24 protein-coding genes, 1 tRNA gene and 1 pseudogene are annotated in these 24,114 nt (G+C 60.6%); 11 read left to right on the top strand and 15 right to left on the bottom strand.

The genetic code is table 11. The features are described 5' to 3' along the window. Window positions 1–88: 88 nt before the first annotated feature. Window positions 89–859, bottom strand: a complete 771-nt coding sequence (locus tag BN940_RS07390; RefSeq protein WP_043681655.1) for an SDR family NAD(P)-dependent oxidoreductase — start codon at window positions 857–859, stop codon at window positions 89–91. 196 nt (window positions 860–1,055) lie between these two features. On the opposite strand from BN940_RS07390, the gene BN940_RS07385 reads away from it, so the two are divergent. Further along, window positions 1,056–3,128, top strand: coding sequence for a CocE/NonD family hydrolase (locus BN940_RS07385; RefSeq protein ID WP_043681652.1), 2,073 nt, complete (start codon window positions 1,056–1,058; stop codon window positions 3,126–3,128). A gap of 165 nt (window positions 3,129–3,293) precedes the next feature. Then, window positions 3,294–3,512 carry a hypothetical protein gene (locus tag BN940_RS18930; protein ID WP_148304917.1) on the top strand — a complete coding sequence of 73 codons (219 nt, stop codon included), beginning with the start codon at window positions 3,294–3,296 and terminating at the stop codon, window positions 3,510–3,512. Here the strand turns inward: BN940_RS18930 and BN940_RS07380 are convergent. Both BN940_RS07380 and BN940_RS07375 read right to left on the bottom strand, forming a co-directional pair. Continuing rightward, entirely contained in the window at window positions 3,461–4,315 is an 855-nt protein-coding gene (locus BN940_RS07380; protein WP_043681649.1) for a PepSY-associated TM helix domain-containing protein, read from the bottom strand. The two genes, BN940_RS18930 and BN940_RS07380, sit on opposite strands and share 52 nt — an antisense overlap. A gap of 97 nt (window positions 4,316–4,412) precedes the next feature. Further along, a complete protein-coding gene (locus BN940_RS07375) occupies window positions 4,413–5,039 on the bottom strand; it encodes a TonB-dependent siderophore receptor (RefSeq protein ID WP_084330564.1) in 627 nt (208 codons plus the stop codon). On the opposite strand from BN940_RS07375, the pseudogene BN940_RS07370 reads away from it, so the two are divergent. The 3 genes and pseudogenes from BN940_RS07370 to BN940_RS07360 all read left to right on the top strand — a co-directional run. Beyond that, window positions 5,032–5,505 (top strand): annotated as a pseudogene (locus BN940_RS07370) (transposase); the annotation flags it as partial. The gene BN940_RS07375 and the pseudogene BN940_RS07370 overlap by 8 nt on opposite strands. Window positions 5,506–5,953: 448 nt before the next feature. Then, the gene (locus tag BN940_RS18925; protein WP_148304916.1) at window positions 5,954–6,415 is read left to right on the top strand and encodes a hypothetical protein; all 462 of its coding nucleotides are present in this window, start codon (window positions 5,954–5,956) and stop codon (window positions 6,413–6,415) included. Further along, window positions 6,412–7,161, top strand: a complete 750-nt coding sequence (locus BN940_RS07360; protein WP_043681641.1) for a DUF1828 domain-containing protein — start codon at window positions 6,412–6,414, stop codon at window positions 7,159–7,161. The genes BN940_RS18925 and BN940_RS07360 overlap by 4 nt, the downstream gene beginning before the upstream one ends. Before the next feature lie 522 nt (window positions 7,162–7,683). On the opposite strand, the gene BN940_RS20235 is transcribed toward BN940_RS07360, so the two are convergent. After that, window positions 7,684–7,791, bottom strand: coding sequence for a helix-turn-helix domain-containing protein (locus tag BN940_RS20235; protein WP_338075605.1), 108 nt, complete (start codon window positions 7,789–7,791; stop codon window positions 7,684–7,686). On the opposite strand from BN940_RS20235, the gene BN940_RS07350 reads away from it, so the two are divergent. The 4 genes from BN940_RS07350 (at window position 7,790) to BN940_RS18435 (ending at window position 10,193) form a co-directional block, all read left to right on the top strand. Then, complete coding sequence (locus BN940_RS07350) at window positions 7,790–8,389, top strand: hypothetical protein (RefSeq protein WP_162177833.1); 600 nt, start codon at window positions 7,790–7,792, stop codon at window positions 8,387–8,389. The genes BN940_RS20235 and BN940_RS07350 overlap by 2 nt on opposite strands. Before the next feature lie 65 nt (window positions 8,390–8,454). Next, window positions 8,455–8,805: a hypothetical protein gene (locus BN940_RS18920; protein ID WP_148304914.1), complete on the top strand. Its 351-nt coding sequence runs from the start codon at window positions 8,455–8,457 to the stop codon at window positions 8,803–8,805. 442 nt (window positions 8,806–9,247) lie between these two features. After that, window positions 9,248–9,715: a hypothetical protein gene (locus tag BN940_RS18915; RefSeq protein ID WP_148304913.1), complete on the top strand. Its 468-nt coding sequence runs from the start codon at window positions 9,248–9,250 to the stop codon at window positions 9,713–9,715. Then, window positions 9,699–10,193 carry a putative molybdenum carrier protein gene (locus tag BN940_RS18435; RefSeq protein WP_084330563.1) on the top strand — a complete coding sequence of 165 codons (495 nt, stop codon included), beginning with the start codon at window positions 9,699–9,701 and terminating at the stop codon, window positions 10,191–10,193. The genes BN940_RS18915 and BN940_RS18435 overlap by 17 nt, the downstream gene beginning before the upstream one ends. Window positions 10,194–10,422: 229 nt before the next feature. Here the strand turns inward: BN940_RS18435 and BN940_RS18910 are convergent, their stop codons facing one another. From BN940_RS18910 to BN940_RS07330, 11 genes are all read right to left on the bottom strand, one after another. Then, the gene (locus tag BN940_RS18910; protein WP_148304912.1) at window positions 10,423–10,665 is read right to left on the bottom strand and encodes a hypothetical protein; all 243 of its coding nucleotides are present in this window, start codon (window positions 10,663–10,665) and stop codon (window positions 10,423–10,425) included. Window positions 10,666–10,742: 77 nt separating this feature from the next. After that, window positions 10,743–12,257: an IS5 family transposase gene (locus tag BN940_RS07345; protein ID WP_148304855.1), complete on the bottom strand. Its 1,515-nt coding sequence runs from the start codon at window positions 12,255–12,257 to the stop codon at window positions 10,743–10,745. Window positions 12,258–12,367: 110 nt separating this feature from the next. Further along, entirely contained in the window at window positions 12,368–13,633 is a 1,266-nt protein-coding gene (locus BN940_RS18430) for an RNA-directed DNA polymerase (protein WP_084330562.1), read from the bottom strand. Between the two features lie 359 nt (window positions 13,634–13,992). After that, entirely contained in the window at window positions 13,993–14,370 is a 378-nt protein-coding gene (locus BN940_RS19435) for a hypothetical protein (RefSeq protein WP_193786172.1), read from the bottom strand. After that, on the bottom strand, window positions 14,357–14,785 hold the full coding sequence (locus BN940_RS18905; protein ID WP_148304911.1) for a hypothetical protein: 429 nt from the start codon (window positions 14,783–14,785) through the stop codon (window positions 14,357–14,359). The genes BN940_RS19435 and BN940_RS18905 overlap by 14 nt, the downstream gene beginning before the upstream one ends. Before the next feature lie 259 nt (window positions 14,786–15,044). Beyond that, complete coding sequence (locus tag BN940_RS07340) at window positions 15,045–16,832, bottom strand: DUF927 domain-containing protein (RefSeq protein WP_052355679.1); 1,788 nt, start codon at window positions 16,830–16,832, stop codon at window positions 15,045–15,047. Continuing rightward, on the bottom strand, window positions 16,829–17,776 hold the full coding sequence (locus tag BN940_RS18420; protein WP_158386249.1) for a DUF7146 domain-containing protein: 948 nt from the start codon (window positions 17,774–17,776) through the stop codon (window positions 16,829–16,831). The genes BN940_RS07340 and BN940_RS18420 overlap by 4 nt, the downstream gene beginning before the upstream one ends. A gap of 44 nt (window positions 17,777–17,820) precedes the next feature. Beyond that, window positions 17,821–18,081: a helix-turn-helix transcriptional regulator gene (locus BN940_RS18415; RefSeq protein WP_158386247.1), complete on the bottom strand. Its 261-nt coding sequence runs from the start codon at window positions 18,079–18,081 to the stop codon at window positions 17,821–17,823. Between the two features lie 114 nt (window positions 18,082–18,195). Continuing rightward, window positions 18,196–18,924, bottom strand: coding sequence for a hypothetical protein (locus BN940_RS18900; RefSeq protein ID WP_148304910.1), 729 nt, complete (start codon window positions 18,922–18,924; stop codon window positions 18,196–18,198). Between the two features lie 38 nt (window positions 18,925–18,962). After that, entirely contained in the window at window positions 18,963–20,222 is a 1,260-nt protein-coding gene (locus tag BN940_RS07335) for a tyrosine-type recombinase/integrase (protein WP_043686250.1), read from the bottom strand. Between the two features lie 209 nt (window positions 20,223–20,431). Then, window positions 20,432–20,516 (bottom strand) — tRNA-Leu (locus BN940_RS07330). Between the two features lie 108 nt (window positions 20,517–20,624). Here BN940_RS07330 and rnr point away from each other — a divergent pair. Both rnr and rlmB read left to right on the top strand, forming a co-directional pair. Continuing rightward, entirely contained in the window at window positions 20,625–23,066 is a 2,442-nt protein-coding gene (rnr, locus tag BN940_RS07325) for a ribonuclease R (RefSeq protein WP_052355678.1), read from the top strand. A gap of 208 nt (window positions 23,067–23,274) precedes the next feature. Beyond that, window positions 23,275–24,027 (top strand): 23S rRNA (guanosine(2251)-2'-O)-methyltransferase RlmB, encoded by a 753-nt coding sequence (gene rlmB, locus BN940_RS07320; RefSeq protein ID WP_043681635.1) that lies wholly within the window; start codon window positions 23,275–23,277, stop codon window positions 24,025–24,027. The last annotated feature ends 87 nt before the right edge of the window (window positions 24,028–24,114 follow it).

The raw sequence follows: 24,114 nt of genomic DNA, 5'->3' as shown, positions 1-24,114 counted from the left end.
CGATGCGGAAGGCCGCGCCCGCCGGACCGGCGGCCCTGGCGGGACCGCGCCCGCCCGGAGCCGGAGCGCCGCCCCGCCGCCGCCCCGGTCAGGAGTCCCGCGTGATGGTCAGCGCGGAGAACGACTGCGAAGTCGGCATGACCTCGATCGCGTTGACATTGACGCGCGGCGGCAGCGAGGCCACCCAGGCGACCGTCTCGGCGATGTCGTCCGGCCCCAGCGGATGGGCGCCGTCGTAGACCGAATCCGCCTTCCGCCGGTCGCCCCGGTAGCGGGTCAGGGAAAACTCGGTGTCGCCGCACAGCCCGGGCTGCACGTCCGTCACCCGCACCCCCGTGCCCGCGAGGTCGGCGCGCAGGTTGCGGCTGAACTGCGCCACGAAGGCCTTGGTGGCGCCATAGACGTTGCCGCCCGGATAGGGATATTTGCCGGCCACCGAGCCGATGTTGACGACCAGCCCGCGCTTCCTGGCCACCATGCCCGGCAGGAAGGCATGCGTCATCAGCGCCAGGCCGGTGACGTTGGTGTCGATCATCGTCCGCCAGTCGCGCAGGACGGCTTCCTGGGCCTTCTCGGTCCCGAGGGCCAGGCCGGCATTGTTGACCAGCACGTCGACGTCGCGCCAGTGTTCCGGCAGGGATGCCCGCATGGCGGCGATCGCCTGCTCGTCGCGGACGTCCAGGACCACCGGCAGCACCGCCTCGCCGTACTGCCGCTGCAGTTCCCGCAGGGGTTCCATCCGGCGCGCGGCGGCGATCACCCGATAGCCGTCGCGCAGGAAACGTTCGCAGATCGCGCGGCCGAAGCCCGCGGAAGCCCCGGTCACCAGGGCGATCTGTTGCTGTGTGGAGTCGTTCATAGGTCCTCTGAATGCTTCGCCTGCGAGCCGGTCGCCGGACCGGCCGCCAGACTTGCGATGGTACTCCTTCGCGCGGCACCGCCACCGGGAACCGCCTCGAAAGCCGGCCGGATGGGATTTTTGCTACCATGCGCGATCGGACCGACGGACCGACGGCCGAAAACCGCACAAAAGAAGCGAAGAACAGGGGACACCGATGCGATGGGACTTCGCCATCCTGAAAAAACTGGCGGCCTGCCTTTTCCTGAGCAGCGGTTTATTGGGTTGCCACGGCGACACCGCGCCCTCGGAGACGACTGCGTACTACGAATTTTTCGTGGAGGACGACACGCTTGAAATGAAGGATGGCGTGCACCTGGCGGTGACCTACTACCGCCCAGTCGCCAAACAACCCGGGGAGACATTCCCGGTCATCATGGAAAAGGTGCCCTATCGCAAGGACGACTTTTTCACGCTGGGCGATTACGAATATGGCGCCTATTTCGCCAAGCGCGGCTACGTCGTCGCCCGGGTCGATGTGCGAGGCACCGGCGGCAGCGGGGGCGGCATCCCGGTCAGCGAATATTCCGAAGCCGAGATTTCCGATGCCGAAGAACTCGTTGCGCAACTCTCCAGGAAGAACTGGTCGAATGGCAATGTGGGCATGTACGGCATTTCGTGGAGCGCCTTCAACTCGCTGATGACGGCCCACAGAAAACCGCCCGCGCTCAAGGCCATCATCGCGGCGCACGGATCGACGGACCTGTTTTACAACGACGTCCACTATATCGACGGCGCCTTGCACATCGACGTCTATGCGCATCAGATCGACACCGACAACTCGATGCCGCAGAGCCCCGGCTACCGCATCGACGAAGAATATTTCCGCAACCGCTTCGACCGCGAGCCCTGGATATTCACCTGGCTGCGCCAGCAGCAGGACGGCGATTTCTGGCGCAAAGAATCGCTCAAATTCAAAACACCGCTGGAAGTTCCGGTCTATCTGATTGGCGGGCTGCTCGACGGCTACCGCGATTTCGTGACCGAAGTCAGCGAAACCGCCAAGGCACCGGTCATCGCCGAAATCGGGCCCTGGAATCATGCCTGGCCCGAATACGGGGTGCCCGGCCCCAACTACGAATGGCGGGCAAAGGCGCTGCGCTGGTGGGATCACTGGCTCAAAGGCATCGACAACGGGATCCTGGACGAACCCGGCCGGATGGCATTCATGCGCACCGGGCACGCGCCTGCCACCGATCTGGCCACCCTCCCGGGCTACTGGCGTTGCGACGGCCAATGGCCCGTGGACGGCAGCTCCACCCGGCGCCTCTACCCGCAAACGAAGCGGCAACTGGGCGACGCCCCTTCCGCGCAAGGCGGTGTCGATAGGCTGCGCTACCGCGCGGGCGCCGGGATGGCCGCCGGCGGATGGTGGGGGGAACAGACGGGCGACATGGCCGCGGACGACGCCCACAGCCTGGTCTACGATTCCGCCCCTTTGGCCGAGGCGCTGGAAATCATGGGCACACCGCAAGTGCGCTTGCGCGTCGCCGCGGATGCCCCGTTCTACCAATGGACGGTGCGCCTGGAGGATGTGGCCCCGGACGGTCAAGTGTCCCTGATCAGCGGCGCCGCCATCAATCCTTCCCAACGCTTTTCGCGGCTCGAGCCCGAAGCACTGATACCGGGCGAACCGACGACGCTGTCCACGCCGATCCATTTCACCACATGGCGCTTCAACCCGGGGCACCGCATCCGCCTGGCCGTCTCCAACGCGCAGTTCCCCATGATCTGGCCCAGCCCGACGCCCGGCTCCACCGCTCTTTTCCCCGGCGCCGATACCTGGCTCGATCTGCCGGTGGTGCCCACGGAAAACGAAACCAGCCCCTCCTGCGTGCTGCCTGCGCCGGAACCCAGCGACCGGGCCCCATTCGGCAAAGAGCTGAAAAACAACGGCCCGGTCTTCCAGAGCATCCGCAATGAACGAACCGGCGACTCGACATTCACCACCGCCAGCGACATTGCCTGGACTCTTCGCGGCGACACGTACCGCTCCGCGGAGCGGTATCAGTGGGACGTCAATGACGACGCGCCCGCCAATGCCCGTTTCCAGGGCGAGCGCAGAAACGTGTTCACCATTTCGGGCAATGAAATAGACCTCTCGACCCTGGCGCGGATCGAGTCGGATGCCACCTATTTCCACATCACCTTCACCAAGACCCTGCGGCAGAACGGCGGCCTGGTCCGGGAAAAGACGTGGGCGGACCACATTCCACGAAGGTATCAGTGACGGCCTCTTTCGGGCGCCTCCTGGAAGTCAGAGGCACGCACTGTGCCGTGGTCGGGGTTTGATCCGACACCCGGCGGCCTGTCGCATCTTCCTTGCGGCCACAGCCCGTGCCGGGTATGCAAATTGCTCCGCCCAGGCGCCACGCGGCGATCGCAAGGAGATGCCATGACCGCTCACACCAACGAGCCCCCCGAGCCCACCGTACCCGAACCGAAGCCCGACGACGTGCCTCGGCCCGATGAAGACGAGGTCAAGCTGCCGCCCAAGGAAAAGCCCCCGATGAAGGCGGGAAGGCGGCCGGACCCACGCGCGCAGGCCCCGGCGCTTCGCTCCTACGGCCCGCGGCGCTTCTTCTTCCACCACATGAGCAGCCCCGAGACGTAGAGGACAGGCAGCGCGAGGCCGGCAACGAATGCGATGGCCTCGCCGGCCAGGCCCAGCATCAATCGCGCGTGCAGCGCGGACGCCATGGGCTTGAGCGATCCGTCCGGATCGAGCCATGCAAACCATTCCGGCCGTGCCAGCCAGGTTCCGGTCAGCGCCAGCACCAGCAGGGGAAAGAAAAGGTAGCCCGCCGTGATGTCGTGCAGTTCCCGGCAGCGCCGCAGGCCCCGGCTCTGGCGCCTCATCGTCAGCCCGCGCCGCCATCGGCCTGCGGCCGGTCCGCGCGGCCACCACAGCCATGCACCGGTGGCCATCGAGACCAGGAGCACCAGGCCGCAAACCGCCAGCACGGGGCCGGCGACGGGCCGCGGCAAGAAAAGCGACCGGTGCAGCGCCACGATCCTGGCAAGCAGCAGGTCGTCATAAATGAAGAACGCCCGCGGTTGCGCCGTATATGGGTCGATCATGGCAACCCCCATGGCCCGGCGCCCATGCACGGCGCCGAAGACGATCGCATTGTCCGAGGTCAGAAACCCGGCGCGCGGCCGCGCTGCGCCCATGATGCGCTCGAACTGAGGGTAGGCGTCCCGCGCGGCGGCTTTCCAGGCCTCCTGGGACGCGTAGGGCGTATCGGCCTCGGGCGCGGTCTTCAGGCGTATCGCGGCGCTGCCCACCTCCCATTGCAAGAGGGGAGCACGCAATACCAGCATCGATCCGCTCAAGCCGAGCAGCGCGAACACGAGCCCGAGGGTCAACGCCCCCCACAGATGGATCCGCAGCCAGAGCCGGCGCCGCCACGCCATTTCTACCGACCGCCCGCCGCCGGGATGCTTCTTGCGGGAATGGCGCCGCGCGCCGGCCCATCCCCGCCCCGGCGCCCCCGCATGACCCGGGGTCCGCTCACAACTTCGCCCTCAGAGTGAGCGTGACGTTGCGCGGCTCGCCGTACACGTTCCCGAAATTCGCCGGGCCGAACGCACCTGCCGAGCCGAGGCGGGAGTAATACCTTCTATCGAACAGATTGTTGACGTTCAGCCCCAAGGACCATGTCCTGTCGATCCGGTAGCCCGCACGCAGGCCGGCAACGGCATATCCGCCCTGCTCGACGCGCACGCCCGGATTTCCCCCCTGGCTGTAGGTGCCACTTTGCACGTCGACGCCGCCGCCGATGTTCCAGGCGCTCCAGTGTCCGGGCAACTGGTACGAAGTCCATAGCCGCAGCAGATGCTTTGGCGCGATGCTGCGAAAGGGCTGTCCTTCATAGGTCGCGTCGCGCAGATACCTGGCCGTATTGAAGGTGTAGCCTGCCGCCAGTTGCCAGCCAGGCAGCACTTCCCCGGAAACCTCCACCTCGAAACCCTGGCTGCGAACCCTGCCGCTGGCGGCATGGCAGCAGCCGTCGATCACGGTGGGCGTCACCTGGACGGCGCGGTTCGTTTCCTCGATGCGGAACACGGAAAAAGCGAGATTGAGCCGGCCGCCGTAGTAAGCGCCCTTTACGCCCGCTTCATAGTTGGCGCTGGTCAGTGAGTTCTCCTACGCGGCCGGCTCGTGGAACCGCCCCCGGCGGGTGCTGACCCGCCTGGAATACGGCGCCCAGGGCGTGAACCCGCGCTTCGTGGTCACCAATATCCGGGACGGCGATGCCATGCAGCTGTACGAGCAGCTGTACTGCGCTCGGGGCGAAGCCGAGAACCGCATCAAGGAGGCGCAGCTCGATCTGTTCGGCACACGCGCCAGTTGCCACCGGTTCGCCGCCAACCAGTTCCGGCTGTTGCTGGCTGCCCTGGCCTATACGCTCATGCAGCGCCTGCGCGAAACGGCCCTGCGGGGGACTGAACTGGAGCGTGCCAGCGCCGCGACGATCCGGGTACGTCTACTGAAAATCGGTGCGGCCATCGTGCGCAATACCCGGCGCGTTCGCATCCTGCTGGCCTCGCATCATCCGCTGCGCCATGTCTACGCGCACGCCGCCCGCGCCATGGCTCCGTAACGCTGAAAAAGTGCTGTCCCCGGCACGTTATAACGCAACGGGGGTAGGGGGAATTGCGTCCGCGGCACTGAAAAATTGCTCCACACACCGCTGATCCCTACCGCTTCATCGCCGGGGCAGCCTGCGCACCCAAAAATCGCTTCAGCAGGTTTGCTGAAGAAATCTTCGGGCTAACTCCCGGGTGCTCACTGACGTTAAGAGAGTCATGCAACCTCGGGGCGCTCGCTGACGTAATAGCGGCCAGAGGACGGAAGCATGCCTTCTTACTGCGACCACCTGCGCTGTATCATGACGGCGCAAGTTACATCCTGTTGGAGAAACCGCCACCGGTAGCAGCGGACAGGCTGTGCTCTCAACAAGATCCCAAAAGGATCCATCCGAGGCATGGGACGGATGGCCGCGCCTTCTGCTGTGGGGTTGGGTTGCAGAGACGAACATGGAGCGCTGATTGAACCTAAACGATGTCCCTGAGGATGAGGCCCGCGCCCTTCTTGCAGCGCGCTATACCTGTGAGGACTACGGCGAATGGGCGACTACGAAGGCATCGCCAGAAGCCTATAAGGTTTCTTGTGGGCTGCTTGATGGGGACGGCGCGAGAACGAATCTTTATGTGGAAATGTTCGTGAAGGTCTCCCAGAAGACCAAGATCACACATTACAAGTTTTCCGTTATGCGCCGCAGGCCCCTCGACGGTCGCGTTTACCAGCTCGAAATCAAGGTGTTGCCCCGGGTCCTGAAAGACCAGCATCAGGTGCCGCACGAGCACATTGGGCGACACCGCGAACCCGGAGACGCAGCGTGGGCGGCCTGGGGCTTCGATGAGGTCTTGGCGCGATTCGTCCAGCAGACTAATATAGAATTTCGTCCCGACCTTGGAAGCCCTCTCGACTTCCGGCTGAGGCCATCATGACGTGCCAACACCTACCAGAGCTTCTAGGCTACGCTTGCCACTCTCTCAACGAGAACGGCAGCCTGGCCCTCATCGAAACGGCTTTCACCTTCAATGATGGTGAAGGCCTGCCCGTGTTCATCGAACGGTCCGGCCAGCAAATTCGGTTCTTCGACGACAACGAGACCGTCTTTCATTTTTTGGGCAGAGGGCTCGGAGACGACGAGGGGAAGATGAACACTCGGTTCATCAGAAATGCGATTGAGCCTTTCGGCCTTACGTTGAATGAGCAAAACGTAATCGAAATCTGGGCGAACGAGGGTGACTCCAAAGCCGCGTTCGCCAAGTACATCAGCGGCCTTCTCGCTGTCGCGCAGCGGGAACGGGAAAGCGAAGGCACGAGCCCGGACATCAGTCTATTTGTCGAAGACGTCGCCATGCACCTCATTGCGTGGAAAGGTCGGGACCGGGTGACAACGGCCCCGCATTTCACAGGCATGTCGAAGACGGAGTACGCGCTTGACTTCATGATAGAAGGCGAAGCGGTCATCGCCATCAATCCTCATCCAATCTCGGTCGGTAGCGCTCTTAAGAAGATGGTCGACATCGCCGGTGCGCAGCCGAACATCAAATTCAGGGTCATCATCGAAGATCGGAATGATCCCAAAGCAGCAGAGACCGAGGGCATCATTCTCACGAGCATGGCGACTGTGATGCCCATGACGCGATTGATCAAGGTATCGCACGCTACCGAGACAGTGAACTAGTCCATCAGCAGGCGTCTGCCCCCGCCCTGTCCAGCCCTCCCCGGAAAGCGCGTCACGGTATTGGACAAATATCGGACGCTATCGGACCCGCACAAAGCAAAAAACCCGCAAGACTGAGCGTCTATGCGGGTTTCGCTTTTCGATGCCGGAGGACATCGGACTGCATTGGACTTCTTGAAACCAAGAAGTGGTGCCAGGAGAGGCAGCGAACAGTCAGTGTTCATGCGGGTTTCCATGATTTAAATCGCCATGGATACTCAAACAGATACTCAAAAATGCAGGCTTGGAGTTATCCACAGGATGCCTGTCGCGATTCCACCACACCCAGCCATGACTGCCCTGCAGCCTGAACGGCCAACGTCAACTGTACCGGACAGGAACTGACTATTCCTTACCCGCAGGCCCGGTCATGTCACTGCGACGGCTGGCCTTCAAGCGTCATGTCAGGCAGCACCAGCAATTCGACCACATCCACTCCCAAAGCATGAGCGATGCGCTCCAGCCCATCAATACTGATGTTCGTCACGCACCGCTCAAGCTGTGCGATACGTAGGTCCGGTGGAAATCCGCCAATTCCGCCATGCGCTCCTGGCTCAGGCCGCGCTCCGTTCGCAATCGCTTCAGATTCATGGCGATCCTGGTCCGTGCCGTCACAGGGGTGGTGATAGTGTTCCCGCTCATCTTTGCAGAGTGGCGGACTACTGCCTTTTATACTACAGTATGTAACTCTACTGTTTATAAATCTCATCAGGCTATGGCCTCTAACCAACCCCAAGGATTCAGCCTGCTGCACACAATGCTTGCCTGCATCGGCTCTGTCGCCATCTATGGCGCACTGATATTCATCATTCCGGTGATCTGGGGCCTATTCGACTCGCTGGCAAGCCCGATCTTGGACATCGGAAACCGTTTCGCTACTGAAGACCCGAAAAACCCCAGCGTCTACTCTGTATTGGTGAAATTAGCCATCTCGTCTGGCGGAGCGGCAATCGGCACCTTTTCACTAAACGCCAAAGTCTTCCCCCATGCACATGCCAAGACTGTGGCCACCGTATTCAGCTTGGCGTTCCTTGGCTACCTGGCCCTGAGTGCTATCGGGACACTGATGTCTCCAACCTATGGATTGATTGTCAGCGTATTGATGTGGCTTGCGATGGCAGTGCCCACCTTTTATTTCATCCGTCAGGTATGGCACGGTGAATTTTTCCTACCACAGAGGCATATCTAATTTTCTGACTGACGGACTACTGCATTTTCACTCTACTGCGTATAAATCTCATTTAAAGGAAACCTATGCTGGTACGAAAACTGTGCCTTTGTGCCGTATTGATCCTCAGCGTCCAAGGCTGTGGGACGACAGGCAGTGTGCTAAAGATGGGGCCAGACACGTATCGAGTGTCAGCCTCAAAACACAACATGGCTGGTGGTGCGCCTGCGGCAGAAAGCAATGCGCTCAGCCAAGCCAATAGCTATTGCGAGAAGCAAGGCAAAGAGGTCCTGGTTACAGGTACATCATCTGACTTTGATCGGCCGTTCTACACGTACACTGCGACCTTCCAATGCCTGAACGAAAACGATCCAGGCCTGCACCGCCCACATTACGAACCAGCCCCCACCACCGTCATCGAAGATCGTCGGAACTGACAGCGAAGAGGCCGAAATGGCGGGGAATTTTCTTCTACTGGCAGCTCTCCAGATTTTCTTTCTCACGGTCTACCGCTGGGTCGGAAAACGCTATATTTTTTCCCCACGCGCCAACCACCCAGCGATCTTCTGGAATCGCACAATCGCGATGATCTTGGTCATCATCGCGAATGCAGGCTTCCCCGCCACTGCCATCGCAGCCTTCTTTTTGACAGACTCACCTTGGCTATTCCTCGGGCTTACCATAGTCGGATTCGTTCTATTCTCAATCGGGATACACACACGACCTAGATAGTTCCCTGACCCATCAAGAGCAAACAGGCAAAGGCCGATGTAGATTACGGTCCGCCTAGACGTCGATGTACTGCCTATCAATCGCTTCTCGGGCTATGAAATGTGGCATGGTAGATGTTTCGCACGATAGGGATAAAAAGCACAAAAGATGCGAGTCGAAAAATACATCATCCGACAGTTCGCTAGTCGCACTGAACAAGTGATTGTTGCCCGCTCAAAGCGCCATCTACGTCAGATGACGATGGACTCCATGTTGTCCGGTGATGATTCGTTACTGGGCAATCTTTGGGACGAAATTTGCGTTCAACAGCGAAGCGAGAAATCGTTCTACTGGTCAGCCTATGTAGAGACGATCGACGAAATTTTGACAGCTAATGTGAACCGTCTAGACCACGCCGCTGTTCTGGCGCTGTGGAGCCAAACTGAGGCAGGATTTGACTGGCTCTACGACCATCATACGGATGAAAATGGCTCGGAAAACGTGCCGTTGGACTATGACACGGTGATCGCCTACCTAAGAGGACTTCTACTGCAAGCGGCATTAGACGAAGACAATGAGTCCGTCACGAAGTACCTTCACTCCATGGGCTACGAAAGCGATGAACCAGATCAATGACGCCGCACACCAACTTATCCGGCAAATCATATCTGGTGGTCAGACGGGCGCAGATCGCGCCGCCCTGGACTTTGCCATTGAGCACGGCTACTCGCACGGTGGCTGGGCACCGCGTGGCCGCGAGGCCGAAGACGGCCCTATTCCGTTGAAATACCAACTCTCAGAATTGGCCGACGGAGGATACCGGCAGCGGAACAAACGAAATGTGCGCGACAGTGATGGAACATTAATCGTCAATATCGGAACGCTTGACGGTGGGACGCTGGCTACACAGGTATTTGCACAAAAGCTGAAACACCCCTACTTCCTCGCCCAGCTTGACATCGACACCCCAGAATCCGTTGCGCCGCACGTTATTGAGTGGCTACGCACCCATACCGTCAGCATCCTGAATGTCGCAGGCCCACGAGAGAGCAAACGCCCTGGAGTCTACAAACTGACGCGCATGCTGCTAGAAGCCATCTATCTCGATCAGTAATGGCCGTCACCGTTCAATAAACACTCGAGGGTACACAATGTATAGACACCAGATGCGGCAGATAGGTGATCAAACGTTTCGGGAACGTGTTCCCAACGCTTACTGAGAAACGCTGCGCAAAGATGAACTGACGACCTATTTTTACAACCTGACCTCCGGATAACAGAATCAATTTCGACGGCAAAGAACATGGCCGCATCACAAGTAGCGATATAAAAGGGTAATTTTATTAGACATTCCTAGCCCATTTAGCTAGTGTTTTTTCAAATGGTCTCTCGATGGACTGTCGGCCAAGGAAGTATCTCCTCTCATCCTTAGCCAGACCTGCTATAGAGAACAACATCGCCTTCTGTTGCCATGGATCCATTGACGGATAATTTTCCTTCAGCTCGCGAACCCAATCCAGCGCTTCATTCATTCTCGCCGCCAAAATCACCTCCCGTCTGACAAAGGCATCAGAGGATTGGAACATGTTGCGCAACCTGGAAAAATGGTTAATGTGTTCGTTCTTAGTAAATAGTCGTCCCTGAAAAATTCATTTGTCCTGTTTCAGGCCGAATTTCCGGCGATCCGAGGCCACGGATTTCGATAGGGCAGGCAGCCCACCGGATCAACCCAATCGCCTCTTGAGCCCATCATGGGCATCAGGCGTTGAATCTGACGACCAATCCACGCAATAAATCGGCACAAAAATAAAGGGCCGATGCCCTTGCGGGCAATCATGCGCAGCAGCCACTTGATATTGAAGCCTGCCGCGCACAACACCGCATGGATCGCATCACCCGTTTGGCCTTTCAAATGACAGCGATTCATTCCATGATCGCTTTTCAGATGCCCAATGACCGGCTCCACCGCCTGGCGCCGTTTAAGCATTCGGCGCTCCTGGTCGGTGAGACGTTTGAATTTGCCTCGGTGTTTAAGGCTATATTCCGGGATCTCGGCATCAACGCCTCGATAGCCCAGATCCGTGTAGACGGTCTGCGGAGCCACGTCCACCGCCTCCATCAGGATGCGGGACTGCTCCAACTGCTCGGCCAGTGTGTGGCCATCGTACGGATTGCCAGGGAAGCTGCGTGCTCCCACGATCAGATTCCCCTTCAAGGTGGTGACAATGCCCACCTTCACTCCAAACTCATAGGGCGTACGGGCCTTGCCCTTGCTGATGCACTCCACCTCATCGGCGTGCCAGCTGTAGACCTTGTCTTTTCCCTTCACCTTCGCGCCCCGACGGCTCTGAGCCGCGATCTTATGTGCGCGAGCCAATAACGGGTCCAAGGCGTCCTGGATGCTCTGCGCCAGCACTGTCTTGTTGCGCTCAATGTCACGCGCCAGACGGCCCAGAATCGTGCGCTGGCGCTTGATCGTCTTATGCATGCGCCGATACTGCTTGGCATGCGCATAGCGGCCCGCTTTCCTGGCCAGCTCCCGGCCTTCCTTGGCGTAGCTCTGCTTTAACGCAATGCCGTGCGCCTTGGCCGCGCAGGCGATCTTCTGGCGCGCCACCTCCAGCAAACGGCTGTCGGTGGGATGCGCCACCGCCTTGGCTTGCACGGTGCTGTCCACTATCACCGACTGCATCGCCGTGCGCTCGATCAGCCCCAGCTTGATGGCCACCACCAAAGTCTGCACCAGCAGCTCTTCGACGCCTTCCTCACCCAACAGCCCCCGGAATCGGCTGATGGCGCTGGGATCGCACGGCAGGCGATTCTCGAAATACTCCTGCCCCGAAAAATACTGCCAGGTGGGTGCATCGCTCCAGCGTTCGCAGACGCCTTCATCGCTCTCGTTGAAGGTGTGCTTCAGATACAGCAGCGAAATCATCAGCCGCATCGGCAGCCGGGGACGCCCCGCGTTTGAATGGCCGGCCCCTACCACGGCCATCGTCGGGCCAAACAGATCAATATCCTCAACCTGCCGGCCGGTGCGCACCTGACGCGCAAAACGGTGTGCGACAGCCGCCTCCAGTTCCTGCCAAGGAATATGCGTGGCAAGCACCGCCAGGGGTTTACGCAGATCAATCATCTGGTCCAGGCGGCTGCGGAAAAAATCGTCAATCTGACTCATGCGGTTTCGGGGCAATCTCCCAGAAAATGAGCCCCAGCGGGCTGTTTTTGGGGGATTTGATAGTCTGGAGTGGCTTTATTTTACAATAAAATCAATGAGTTATTTATAATTCAGGGCCGATTAAATAGGCTCAAGACAAGAAGTCTAAAATATTCACTGGCCTTCACCTCAGGAGTGCGAAGTAGCTGGAGGAGCTTTGTGCCCACACGTCTCCAATCCTTTGGGGGAACAGATTGGACAGATGCCAGATAGAAGCATATATTGGCAAAACACGGTCCAAGCACATCAAGACACTCGAGCGAGACTTCTATAGCACCCGGATGGCCAATTTGTGCCAATCGTCGATAGAACCAACGCAGACGAATGTAGTCTACAGGATCCGCCGCAATGTACTCCTCGATAACATTTCGAATGGATTCAGGAGAAATTGCACCCCAGTCGGCTGCCGAAACTTGCGAGAATGATATTGTCTTGTATGGATCTCCACCAGAGTATTTTTTGATAAGCGCAAGAAGCGAATTTTCATCAGAGTTAATTGGCCGATCTTCAATCATCTGCGCACACAAGTGGCGGAACTCGATCGAGCTATAGAATTTTGTCTTATGACGTTGAAGCGTTAGCCGCTGCTGTTTGTCTAGTACCGTGGCGATAGTTGAAAGTGCCGCTCTGGCCTCACGCTCCGATCTGCAAAAAACAATTATGTCATCGGCATATCTTACGAACTTAACCCCAGCAGTTATAAGACTATTATCAATCGGAACCAATGTGGCTTCAGCTATCAAGTGTATTGGATGCGGCCCAACTGGAACACCACGAGAAACACCTGCAGTTGTTGATTCCAGCAAGCCGACAATCCATTTTACGGCTTGATTTGGCAAACCAGCAGCTATTAGCTGATTCTCTACTGTGTGGTGATATATTTGATTATAAAAATCCGCAATGTCGCAGTACAGAATATTTGAATATCTGGTTGCATGCGTCGCCGCCGTGGTCCAAAAATTGTTCCATGCCGTCTTGCTGCTGTACAAACCATCAGACAGCGAAGGACTGAATCGGTAGCTGAAAACTCTCGTCTCAGGTAGTCGAAGGGCTTCTATTTGCTGGCCAAACTGGAAGACCAGTGCAGATAGAATGATTGAATCTTGAGGATCGAGCTGAGTTGCTTGTCGATATGAAACCTCATCCTTTGGGACGATAAATCGGCGACAACTGCCCGGCGGGAAGGAACTAAGGTCAGCTCCCGCAACTTGATTCACAAAGTGAGCTTTTTCCGCAGCCACTGCTTCAACTTCGAGTACCTTTGGGAAAAGATCCCCATCTGAGTGAATTTGCACAAAATCAACCGCCCAGTCGAGCGAAGCTGCATGTAGCGTCATAATGAAATTAGTGAGAGTCTAAGGGCTAGAGTCAAGTTTAATGGCAAGCAGCTAATCGCGCCAGAAAAGATAACGTGCCACACTGCGATATGGGCCTACTAGTAGGCTATTCGGTTGAAATCTGCTGGTCCGCTTGTTTCTCAGCAACGCATTCCCACTTTGGAAAGTTTCCAACCTGATCAATCGAATATTTTTCATCAGATCAGGTCTGAACTCATACAAATAAAATGCCGCAGTAATAATAGATCCTGTCACACCCTTACCTGATACTGCACTCAAGCATATCAGGACACGCCAACCACCATCGCCGTAACACGATTTCACCATCGCGCGCACACACGCGCGTACTGCTTTCAAAATCAGCTTTTATCAACATCGTAACGGAGCCCCAGCCGCTCCATCACCTCGCGCCTCAATCGTTCATACTCGGCTTTCCGGGCTGCACGCCGTTCGGCTTTCGTCTGCCGACTGGACGTCATCGGCCTTCCCGCCCACTCCTGCTGGCGTGCAGCCCTCGCCTCCGATTCCGCTTCGGTGTAATACGTCGGGCGAACAGCAGCGCTACCAAGCAGCAGCCTTTCCAATGTCCGCCCAGTGCATTCACCCTTCACTTTCTGCCGTTGAAGGAGCGCAACCAGATCGGCTGACACATACGCACTGATCCGCTTGAACCCAGCCGAAATCAGGCGATCCTGGTACACGGACAATCGACGGGCAACCTGTTCATTTTTCGCCATCACAAACCCCTGTGTTAACAACCCGGTGTCCAACAGGCCGCTTGCTCTGCCGGAAAGCTGCGCGATATGCCGCCCACAGAGGATGGCCTGTGATACAGCGGTCAAGGTGAGGGTTCTGGCCCGCTGCCATGCAGCGCAAACAGCCAAAATGGTGTCGGTAGTACACATCAGCCAGGGGACGCCATTCATTTTCCTGGGCCGGTAGTGATGCTGCGGCAACCGTCGCCGGTATAGCCCGGGTATCTCCCACCGCACGGTCATGAAAAGTCATGTTTTCCGAGGCAGGCTTCGGATCATTGGCGGCAACTTGGTCTACATCAGGCTCCACCACAGTTTCAGGTTTTTTCAGGTTGCCACCCGCCCCCGGCCACGTCGAGAGCCAGGCATCCAACCCCGCCAGAATATTCTGTGCCATCACCGCACTCCCCTGATTCTTCCCCCACCCCTATGTTTTTCTGGGGGAATAGAGGGAACAGGGGGAACAACCGCATAAATAAAGGCTTTCCAGCGATCCCCCATGCCAAGACACCGTGGGAACAGAGCGAACAAAATCGCTATTTGTTCCCCGTGTTCCTTCACCATCCGGTACATAGAGAACGCCCGAAACCCGCATGAATAAACGATGTTCCCTGTGTTCCCCGCGTTCCCGCTAGAAAATGGGCATACGGCACACATCAACGCTCCCCACCCAGTTTTTCCGGGTCAATGAAATACAGCGATACCGAACCCTTAGCAGCCACCCGCACCTTTTTGGATCGCCTGCCTGCATCCCGGCCAGAAATTGCGCCGGCCTTGTCCAGCGCATCCAGCACCCGGCCAAAGTCATACCCCCTTGTGGCGTCCCTCAATCCACTAGGCGTAAACAGGTATAGCCTACCGCTGCCGCTATCCTTCCAATACCCGGCCCGATCCCGGACAGCCTGGGCCTCATGGTCATCCAGGCTAGAAAACCGGCTATCTCCGTGCTTGTCAATAAAGTCAGCCACCGCCCGCAGGATCGCAGCATCCTCCGCATTGCGCCCATCGGTGCCCCGGTGCTCACGCCATCGCTTGAAACAATCCAGCGCCGCCTGGGCCGCCTGCCCGATCTCCCACGGCACAATCCCTGCCTGGGTAGCCAGCTCCCCAGCCAGGGCACAAAGGCCAAATATTCGGGCAGCCCGCGATTCCTGCCCATCAGCCGCGCCAAACCCGCCCACTATGGTTTGCAACCTGGTAGACAGATCATCATCATCGGCCACCTCACCAATGAGTGCCCGCACGAAAGCCCGCCCCGCATGGCCGTAGTGCCGGGCCGCGCCGTCGCGGATCGCATCCGATAAGCCGCCACCCGTAGGAAAGCCGTGCAAGTTGTCCCATGCACCACAGACCCCAGCCACAGGCACATCCAACAACCGCAGAGACTGTCCCGCCTTGGCCTCATAGCCGCCTGCCGCCATCCGGGATGAGATGGTGACTTCGCCGGTGGACAGGACAAACACCCGCCAGCGGGATACCTGCCGCGCCTCACCCCGGACATTGGCCCGCGTCTTACCGTGCCCGTTGCACAAGGCATAGGCCGCCTCGTACAGGTCGCGGGGGTTGACCTCGCCCACCTCGTCCAGTGCCAACAGGGTGCCCGTGTGCATCTTGGCGGCCCCTTCCAAGCCATTTGATGTCGTGCGCCAGGTGCGCCGGAATGATGGCCCACCCCAGACCGATATGCTGGCGGCCAGAATCGAAGTCTTGCCGGTGCTGGAATCACCAAACAGGTGCAGGCCCGCCCCGTCGATATTCAGGCGCTCCAGCAGTACCCCGGCAAAGGCAGCCGACAGGCCCAGCGTCAGCAGCGGATTGCCCACCGCACGGGCCGCCACCGCATCGCGCCAGCCATCCAGAGTGCCAGCCGTGCCATAGGGGGCCGTGCGTTCCGTGGCCTGATACCAAATATCATCAGCGCCGATCACCTCATCAGGCAGCACAAAGGCCCCCCCATGCCATCCGGTCATGGTCGCCGCTCGCAGCCGATCTCTGGGGGACTGGGCATTGATATAGTCCAGCAGCCGCGCCTTACGCTTGCGGTCTATTGCCAGACCTTCGGCCATCAGCACCCCCAACACTTCGACACCATCCCCAGCCAGCATCTGCATGGGCATGGCCCAGCGTTTCCAATTGCCGTTCACGTTCCGGTACTTCAACAGCCGCCCGTGGTCGCCATCCTCCTGATTGGCGGTCAGCGCCACCACATGCAAGGGGCCACAATGCCAGTCATCGGTCATGGTCGGGGGTGAATCGGCGTTCTCTTTAATGCCGTGGTAATACACGCCAGACGGCAGCTTTTTGCCGTAGCGCTCTATCCGGTCGTCATAGCAGCGCCAACAGGGCCGCTCATACTCAGCCGGGAACGGGTCTATTGGCGTTGCCGCGTCTGCGTCCATCGCAGGGCTACGGGCTTCAATGTCGATCACGTCTGCTTCGCTCATACCGCAGCCCTCCAAGCAACCAACTCATCCGCCCAATCGCCCACCGCATCGGGCAACAGAACACGCGCCACCAGGCCAGCCGCCGCCGCACGGCCTGCCAGGGCAGCAGCCGCTTTTTGCCCGACACCCGATTCGTCACGGTCACCAAAGACGTACAGGCTTCGTACCCGTGGAGGCGGGTTGAACGATTTCAGGCCATGCGCTGATACGCAAGACCAGACAGGCACCCCAGACAGGATGCTGGCCGCCATGGCGGTTTCGATGCCTTCCGCTACCCCCAGCCCCAGCAGACCATCAGGCCGTGGTGCAGGCTCACTGATCTTGATAGATGCGCCTGCCAGCGGACCAGCGGTTTCGGTCAGCTTCTTGACCGCAGGCACAGGGGCCTTGTGGCCGTCATCGGTCAAGTAGGTACGATGAACCGCCACTAGGTCACCAGCAGGCGAAGTCACCGCCCCCAGCATGGCCGGGTACGATCCGATCATTGCGCCGTCGTGCCAGTAATCCAACCTGGGGTGAAATCGCAGCGCATCCGTCACTGGAATAGCCAGACCGCGATTGACCAGATACAGGCCCGCAGCAGACGAAGGGGTGACGGTCTGAGCACTGCCCCAGAGCCGCGCCAACTTCACACGGTTATCAGCCCATCGCGCAGATTGTTCCGCATGCCGTTCCCGCTGCGCCTGCTCGATGCGCTGGCGCTGGCGGTTGCGTTCAGCATCAGTCAAGGGTCGATCCAGGTTCCCCCAGACGCCAGACGTTCCAGCTTTCCAATGCCACCAGAGGCAAGTAGGCAGATCATCATCGAATAGCAGGTAGGCCCCGGACTTCTTCCCACCCCTGTCCCCATCCACCTTGCAGCGGACCAACCGTCCTGCCTCGATGTCACCAGGGATCAGGCCCCCCGCCCGCAACGCGGCATCCAGCCTGGTGTAGTCGATCATCGAAACACCGCTACCCATCAGGGGGTTTTTTCGTGTCCGCATGATCAGGCCCCCACTTGCTCAGCATGCCAGGCCAAAGGATCTGCAGCCCAGCGGTGCAGATCTTCATTGCGCCAGACCGTCACCCTGGGAGACAACTTCACGCCACGCGGGAACTTGCCCTGGCTGATCCAAAGATAGATGGTTGATCCAGCAGCATTGCCCGCGAACCGGCGTACTGCCGGAAGGCGAGAAAAGCCAGTTTGAGGCAGCAGAACCAGCGCGTCTACTGATGCCGATAGTTGGGTGTTCTTGGTGTCGCTCATAGTCCATCGTCCTGTATCGGATTTCGATGGATCAAGCGTAGAAGGAAGCCCCAGGCAGAGATATGCCATCACCTGGCAACGTATGCATGTTCCCAGGCAAACTACAGAATGCCGCTAATCGATCTCCCCCATTTTTCGAGCCTTCAGCATCGCTCGATACACAGTCGGATAGGACGGGACATTTACTGCTTCCCCTGACGCCAACCTCAAAGCTGTGTCAGCAATGTTCTCGCAGAACTTCGGCAAGCTGTTTTTAAATTCAGGTGCCCGCTCATGCCATTGACTAATGGCTGCTTGCCGCCACGCCTGGCCTTTATTTTTCGCCCGTTGCTTCTGTGCCGCCCGGTGTTTGCGCCCAACTGCCACATCGACAGAATCCTTCTCGCTACAAGCATGGCGCAACCACGATGCAGCATGTGTCGCCCACTTTTGCGCATCCTCCCCGGCCATGCGTGGCTGCAGCCCTATCCCTACAGGGTCGCGCTGCAAGGCCTGCTTCGCACGTCTCGCACAATGCAATGCCATCGCTGCAACACACTCCCAAGGCTCGCATTTCAATGCTCGTGCCCTCTTTCTGGTGACTGTCGCGGAAATGACGCGCCACAGCCCTGTTCCATGAAGCACCCAACCACGACCAGGCGGCGGGAGCCTATATGCCCCGTCGTCCGCCAATTTTTCCGCTGTGCTGGCCATCAGATCAAGCATGATCGACACGTCATCCACCGAACGTGCTGACAACAATCGGCCAGTGTCCGTGACTGTCGCCTGCAACCCCAGTGCATCACCATGCTCTGGAATATCGCCCACCCAGTCCTTTAGCTCCTGATAGTTCTGTGAACGCACGGCCCCCCCCCCGATTTCATCAATGCAAAACCCGTGTATCAAGCCCGCCGCATTTCCACGACAGTTTTCTGTCCTGCCTGCTCATGCAGAAAATCGGCCCAGGTCTGCATCACCTTGCGGCGCTCATCTTCGAACCGCGCCCGGTCATAGGCAGCCTGGACCTCGTCTTTTTTCGCATGCGCCAACTGGGCTTCTAGCACGTCCACATCAATCTTGTATCGCTCCCGCGCGACAGTCCGCAGCATGGCCCGGAAACCATGGGTGGCATGCTGACCCTTGAAGCCCATCGTGCGCAGCGCCTTGGAAAGCGCATCCCGGTGCATGTGTTCATTGCTCTGACTTCCAGGGAACACATAGGTCTCGCCGCCGTACTGGCGCATTTCCTCAAGGACGGCCAGTGCCTGACGTGGCAAGCTGACAACGTGTTCTACACCCATCTTCATTTTGTCGGCTGGAATCGTCCACTCGGCTCGTTCCATGTCGATCTCAGACCAGGCGGCGGAGGCCACCACCCCAGGACGGCAGGCTGTGTAAGCGGCAAGCAACAATCCACCCCGGGTCACACGACTTTCGTATGCCAAGATGGCACGCATCAACGGCCCAACGCCCTGGACCTTGGTAATCGCCGGAATGTGTCCGCCGCGATTCTTGGGCAGCACACCCCGTAGCCGCAGCACCTGATCGTCACCACGCATGCCGCGCTGGATGGCGTATTCGACAACACCATTCAAATACTGCCGCGCCTTCTTGGCCAAAGAGGGCGCATCGGTACCCATCTGACGCAGCACCTCGACCACATCCTTACTCGCCATGGTGCGCACGTCCAGGCCACCAATGAACGGCTGCAGGCGGTCCCGGACGATGTACGCCGCCTTGTCATAGGTCGCCGTCGCCCACTCTGATTTGCGCGACTCCAGCCAGGCATCTGACACCACGGTAAAAGAATGCTCCTTCGCATCCTTGGCACGCTGCTGTTCTTCAATCTGGTCCTGGGTCAGCGCCTGGGCCGCCGCCTTGATCCGGTCATGCAGGCCTACAGGCGCGTCACCCATGCGGACCTGCTGATGCAGATCAGCCGCCGCTTTGTGGGCATCGGCTACACCCATGTCCGGGTACATGCCGATGATCTTGGTCCGCTGTTTTCCTTCTGGGGTGCGATATCGGACCAGCCATTGTCTGGCTCCCGTGGGCAAGACTTCAAGATGCAACCCCTTGCCGGACGCCAAGGTGTAGGACTTGGCTTGGGGTTTGGCCTTGCGGATGGCCACGTCTGACAGCTGCTGTGCGAGCCTGGGCATGATTGCGTCCCCAAAAGGGGCCTGATTTGAGTACTTATCCTCCAAGGTACTCAAACGCATACTCAAACGCAATAGATTCAACTGGTCAAAAATCGGACAACATTGGACCCGCTGAAAGCAAAAAACCCGCAAGACTGAGTGTCTATGCGGGTTTCGCTTTTTGATGTCGGAGGACATCGGACTACATTGGACTTCTCAAAACAGAGAAGTGGTGCCCAGGAGAGGACTCGAACCTCCACACCTTGCGGCACATGGACCTGAACCATGCGCGTCTACCAATTCCGCCACCTGGGCACTGCATAACGTGTATGCTATTGTCTTCGCCGATCCGCTGCGTTGTTTGGCGCGTCGTTCAGCGAAGACAGAACTATACAACACAATTTTTTTGGATGCAAACAGCCTTTGAAAAAGCGAACCAACAACGACAATAACCGCGACGCTTCCAACCCGCCAGCGAACAGTCTCCCCTCTGATTTCGACCCCGACGTCCCCACCCGCGAGCAGGTGCTGGACACCCTGCGCGAGGCGGGCAAGCCCCTGTCCCTGGAAGCCCTCGCCGACGCCACCCACGCCGCGATCCCCCTGTCCACGGGCTTCATCCGCCGCATCAAGGCCATGGAACGCGACGGCCAGCTGCGCTACAACCCCCAGGGAAGGTTGCAAATCTGCAACAACACCCACTTCATCACCGGCACCGTCCAGGGACACCGGGACGGCTTCGGCTTCCTGGTCCCCGACGAAGGCGGCCAGGACCTGTTCCTGTCGCCCCACGAAATGGCGAAGGTCCTGCACGGCGACCGCGTGCGGGTGAAGGAATCCGGCGAATTCCGCGGCCGCCCCGAAGGCACCATCGTCGAGGTCGTCGAGCGGCGCACGCTGAAGCTGGTCGGCCGCTTCCTGAAGGAGCACGGCGCCTTCATCGTCGCGCCCGAGGACCAGCGCATCAAGCACGACATCCTGATCGCGCCCCAGGACACGGCGGGCGCCGAGCCCGGCCAGGTGGTCACGGTGCAGATCCTGCGCCAGCCGGCCAGCTATCTCCAGCCCCTGGGCCGCGTGATCGAGGTCCTGGGCGAGATCGACGACCCCGGCATGGAGATCGAGATCGCCGTGCGCAAGTTCGACGTGCCGGTGGAATTCTCCGACGCCACGCGCCGGCAGCTGGCCTCGATCCCCGACCACGTGCGCGCGGAGGACTGGGCCGGGCGCATCGACCTGCGCGACGTGCCCTTCATCACCATCGACGGCGAGGACGCCCGCGACTACGACGACGCGGTGTTCTGCATGCCCGCCGACCTGGGCACGGCCAAGCGCGCGCGGCCCGGCTGGCGGCTGCTGGTCGCCATCGCCGACGTCAGCCACTACGTGCGGCCCGGCACGGCGCTGGACGAGGACGCCCTGGACCGCGGCACCAGCGTGTACTTCCCGCGCCGCGTCATCCCCATGCTGCCGGAAGCCCTGTCCAACGGCATCTGCTCGCTCAATCCGGACGTCGACCGCCTGGTGATGGTGTGCGACATGATGATCCCGGCGGGCGGCGCCAAGGCGGGCACCGTCACCGCCTACCAGTTCTACGAAGCCGTCATCCATTCCCACGCCCGTACCACCTACACCGACATCTGGACGGCCCTGCAGCAGCCGGGCGGCCCGGCGGGGCAGAGCCTGGGCGATCTGCTGCCCCACGTGCAGACGGCCTACGACCTGTTCCAGGCCTTCGAGCAGGCCCGACGCAAGCGCGGCGCCATCGACTTCGACACGATCGAGACCCGCATCGTCTGCAACCCGCTGGGCCGCATCGAGCGCATCGAGCCCTACGCGCGCAACGACGCCCACCGCCTGATCGAGGAATGCATGCTGGCGGCCAACACCTGCGCGGCCGATTTCATCGTGCGCAACAAGGCCCAGGCGCTGTTCCGCGTGCATGACGGCCCGACGCCGGAAAAGCTGCTGACACTGCGCGCCTTCCTGCGCCAGTTGGGGCTGACCCTGGACGGCGGTGACGATCCCTCGACCGCCGACTACGCCCGCCTGATGCAGGCCAGCCGGGCGCGCCCGGACTTCGCCTCGATCCAGACGATGTGCCTGCGCTCGATGCAGCAGGCCATCTACAGCCCCGAGCAGACCGGCCACTTTGGCCTGGCCTACGCCCACTACGCGCACTTCACCTCGCCCATCCGGCGCTATCCGGACCTGCTGGTGCACCGCGTGATCCGGGGCATCCTGCACCAGCGCCGCTACCAGCCGCCGGTGCTGCCCGGCCAGCCCGCCGATCCCGCCCTGCCCGCGAAGGTCCGCGAGCACGACGCCTGGGAGGCCCTGGGCGCCCTGCTGTCGGCCCGCGAACGGCGCGCCGACGAGGCCTCGCGCGACGTCGAGGCCTGGCTGAAATGCTGGTTCGTGCGCGAACACGTGGGCGAAGTCTTCAGCGGCCGGATCAGCAGCGTCACCAGCTTCGGCGTGTTCGTCACGCTGGATACGCTCTACGTGGAAGGCCTGGTGCACATCTCCGAGCTGGGCGGCGACTACTTCCAGTACCACGAGGCCCTGAACGAACTGCGCGGCGAGCGCACCGGCCTGCGCTACCAGCTGGGCGACGCCCTCCAGGTCCAGGTGTCGCGCGTGGACCTGGAAGCCCGGCGCATCGACTTTCGCCCGGTCAAGGGCGAGGACTTCAAGTCGCTCCAGGCCGAGATCGAAGGCGAGCCGCGCTCCTCCACCTCCCGGCCGCACAAGAAGGCCGCCGGCGCCAAGCCCGCCGCCCTGCGCGGCACCACGGCGCGCCAGCGCCGCGCCGAGGCCAAGCGCGCCGCGCGCCAGGAAACGCCGCACAAGCGGCGGTCCTGATCCGGTCCGCGGCCCGGGAGGCCGGCGGCGGGCGCCGGGGACGGAGAATGCGTCCCCGGCGCCCGCCGCCCACGCAGCCCCTCCCAGGCGGGTCCTCCCCTACATGCCCTCGCGGCGAACACCTTCCCCGCAAGCACTACAATTCCGGCAAGGACTCCGCCGCCGCGCGCGACGGGCCGCCCCGCCCACTCCCGATAGGCCTTGCCCGATGTCATCCCAACAAATCCTCGCCGGCTTCCACGCCGTGCAGGCGCGCCTGCGCCACGCCCCGGACTCCATCCGCGAGGTCTACCTGGACACCGCGCGCCAGGACGCCCGCATGCAGCGCTGCATCGAACAGCTGGAAGCCGCGAACGTGCGCTGGCACGCGGCCGACGCCCAGCGCCTGGAAGGCCTGGCGCGCGGCGTGCGCCACCAGGGCATCGTCGCCCTGGCCCGCCCCCGGCCCCTGGCCGTCTCGGCGGACGAGGTGCTGGACGCCCTGGAAGACCGCGGCGAGCCGGCCCTGCTGCTGGTGCTCGACGGCGTCACCGATCCGCACAACCTGGGCGCCTGCCTGCGCACGGCCGACGCCGCCGGGGTGCACGCCGTGATCGCGCCGAAGGACCGGGCCGTGGGCCTGAACGCCACGGTCCAGCGCGTGGCCTGCGGCGCGGCCGACACCGTGCCCTATCTGACGGTCACCAACCTGGCACGCACCCTGCGCGCCCTGCGCGAGCGCGACGTCTGGCTGGTGGGCACGGACGACGCCGCGCCGCACGGCCTGCACCAGGTCGATGCGCGCCGGCCCATGGCCTGGGTGATGGGCGCCGAAGGCGAAGGCATGCGCCGCCTGACCCGGGAGACCTGCGACGAACTGGTGTCCATCCCCATGCGGGGCTCCGTCGAAAGCCTGAACGTCAGCGTCGCCAGCGCGGTCTGCCTGTACGAGACCGTGCGCCAGCGGCTGACGCCGGCCTGAGCCCGAGCCGTGCGGCCCGGGTGGCCGCAAGGCCTCCCTGCTGGCCGCCCGCCGTCCCCACGGGCGCTGTTGCCATATGACGCGGCC

Source organism: Castellaniella defragrans 65Phen, from assembly GCF_000612685.1.
In the GTDB taxonomy this organism is placed as follows: Bacteria; Pseudomonadota; Gammaproteobacteria; order Burkholderiales; family Burkholderiaceae_B; genus Castellaniella; species Castellaniella defragrans.
Note: the sequence above shows the minus strand (reverse complement) of the source record. Positions and strands in the feature narration are given on the sequence as shown.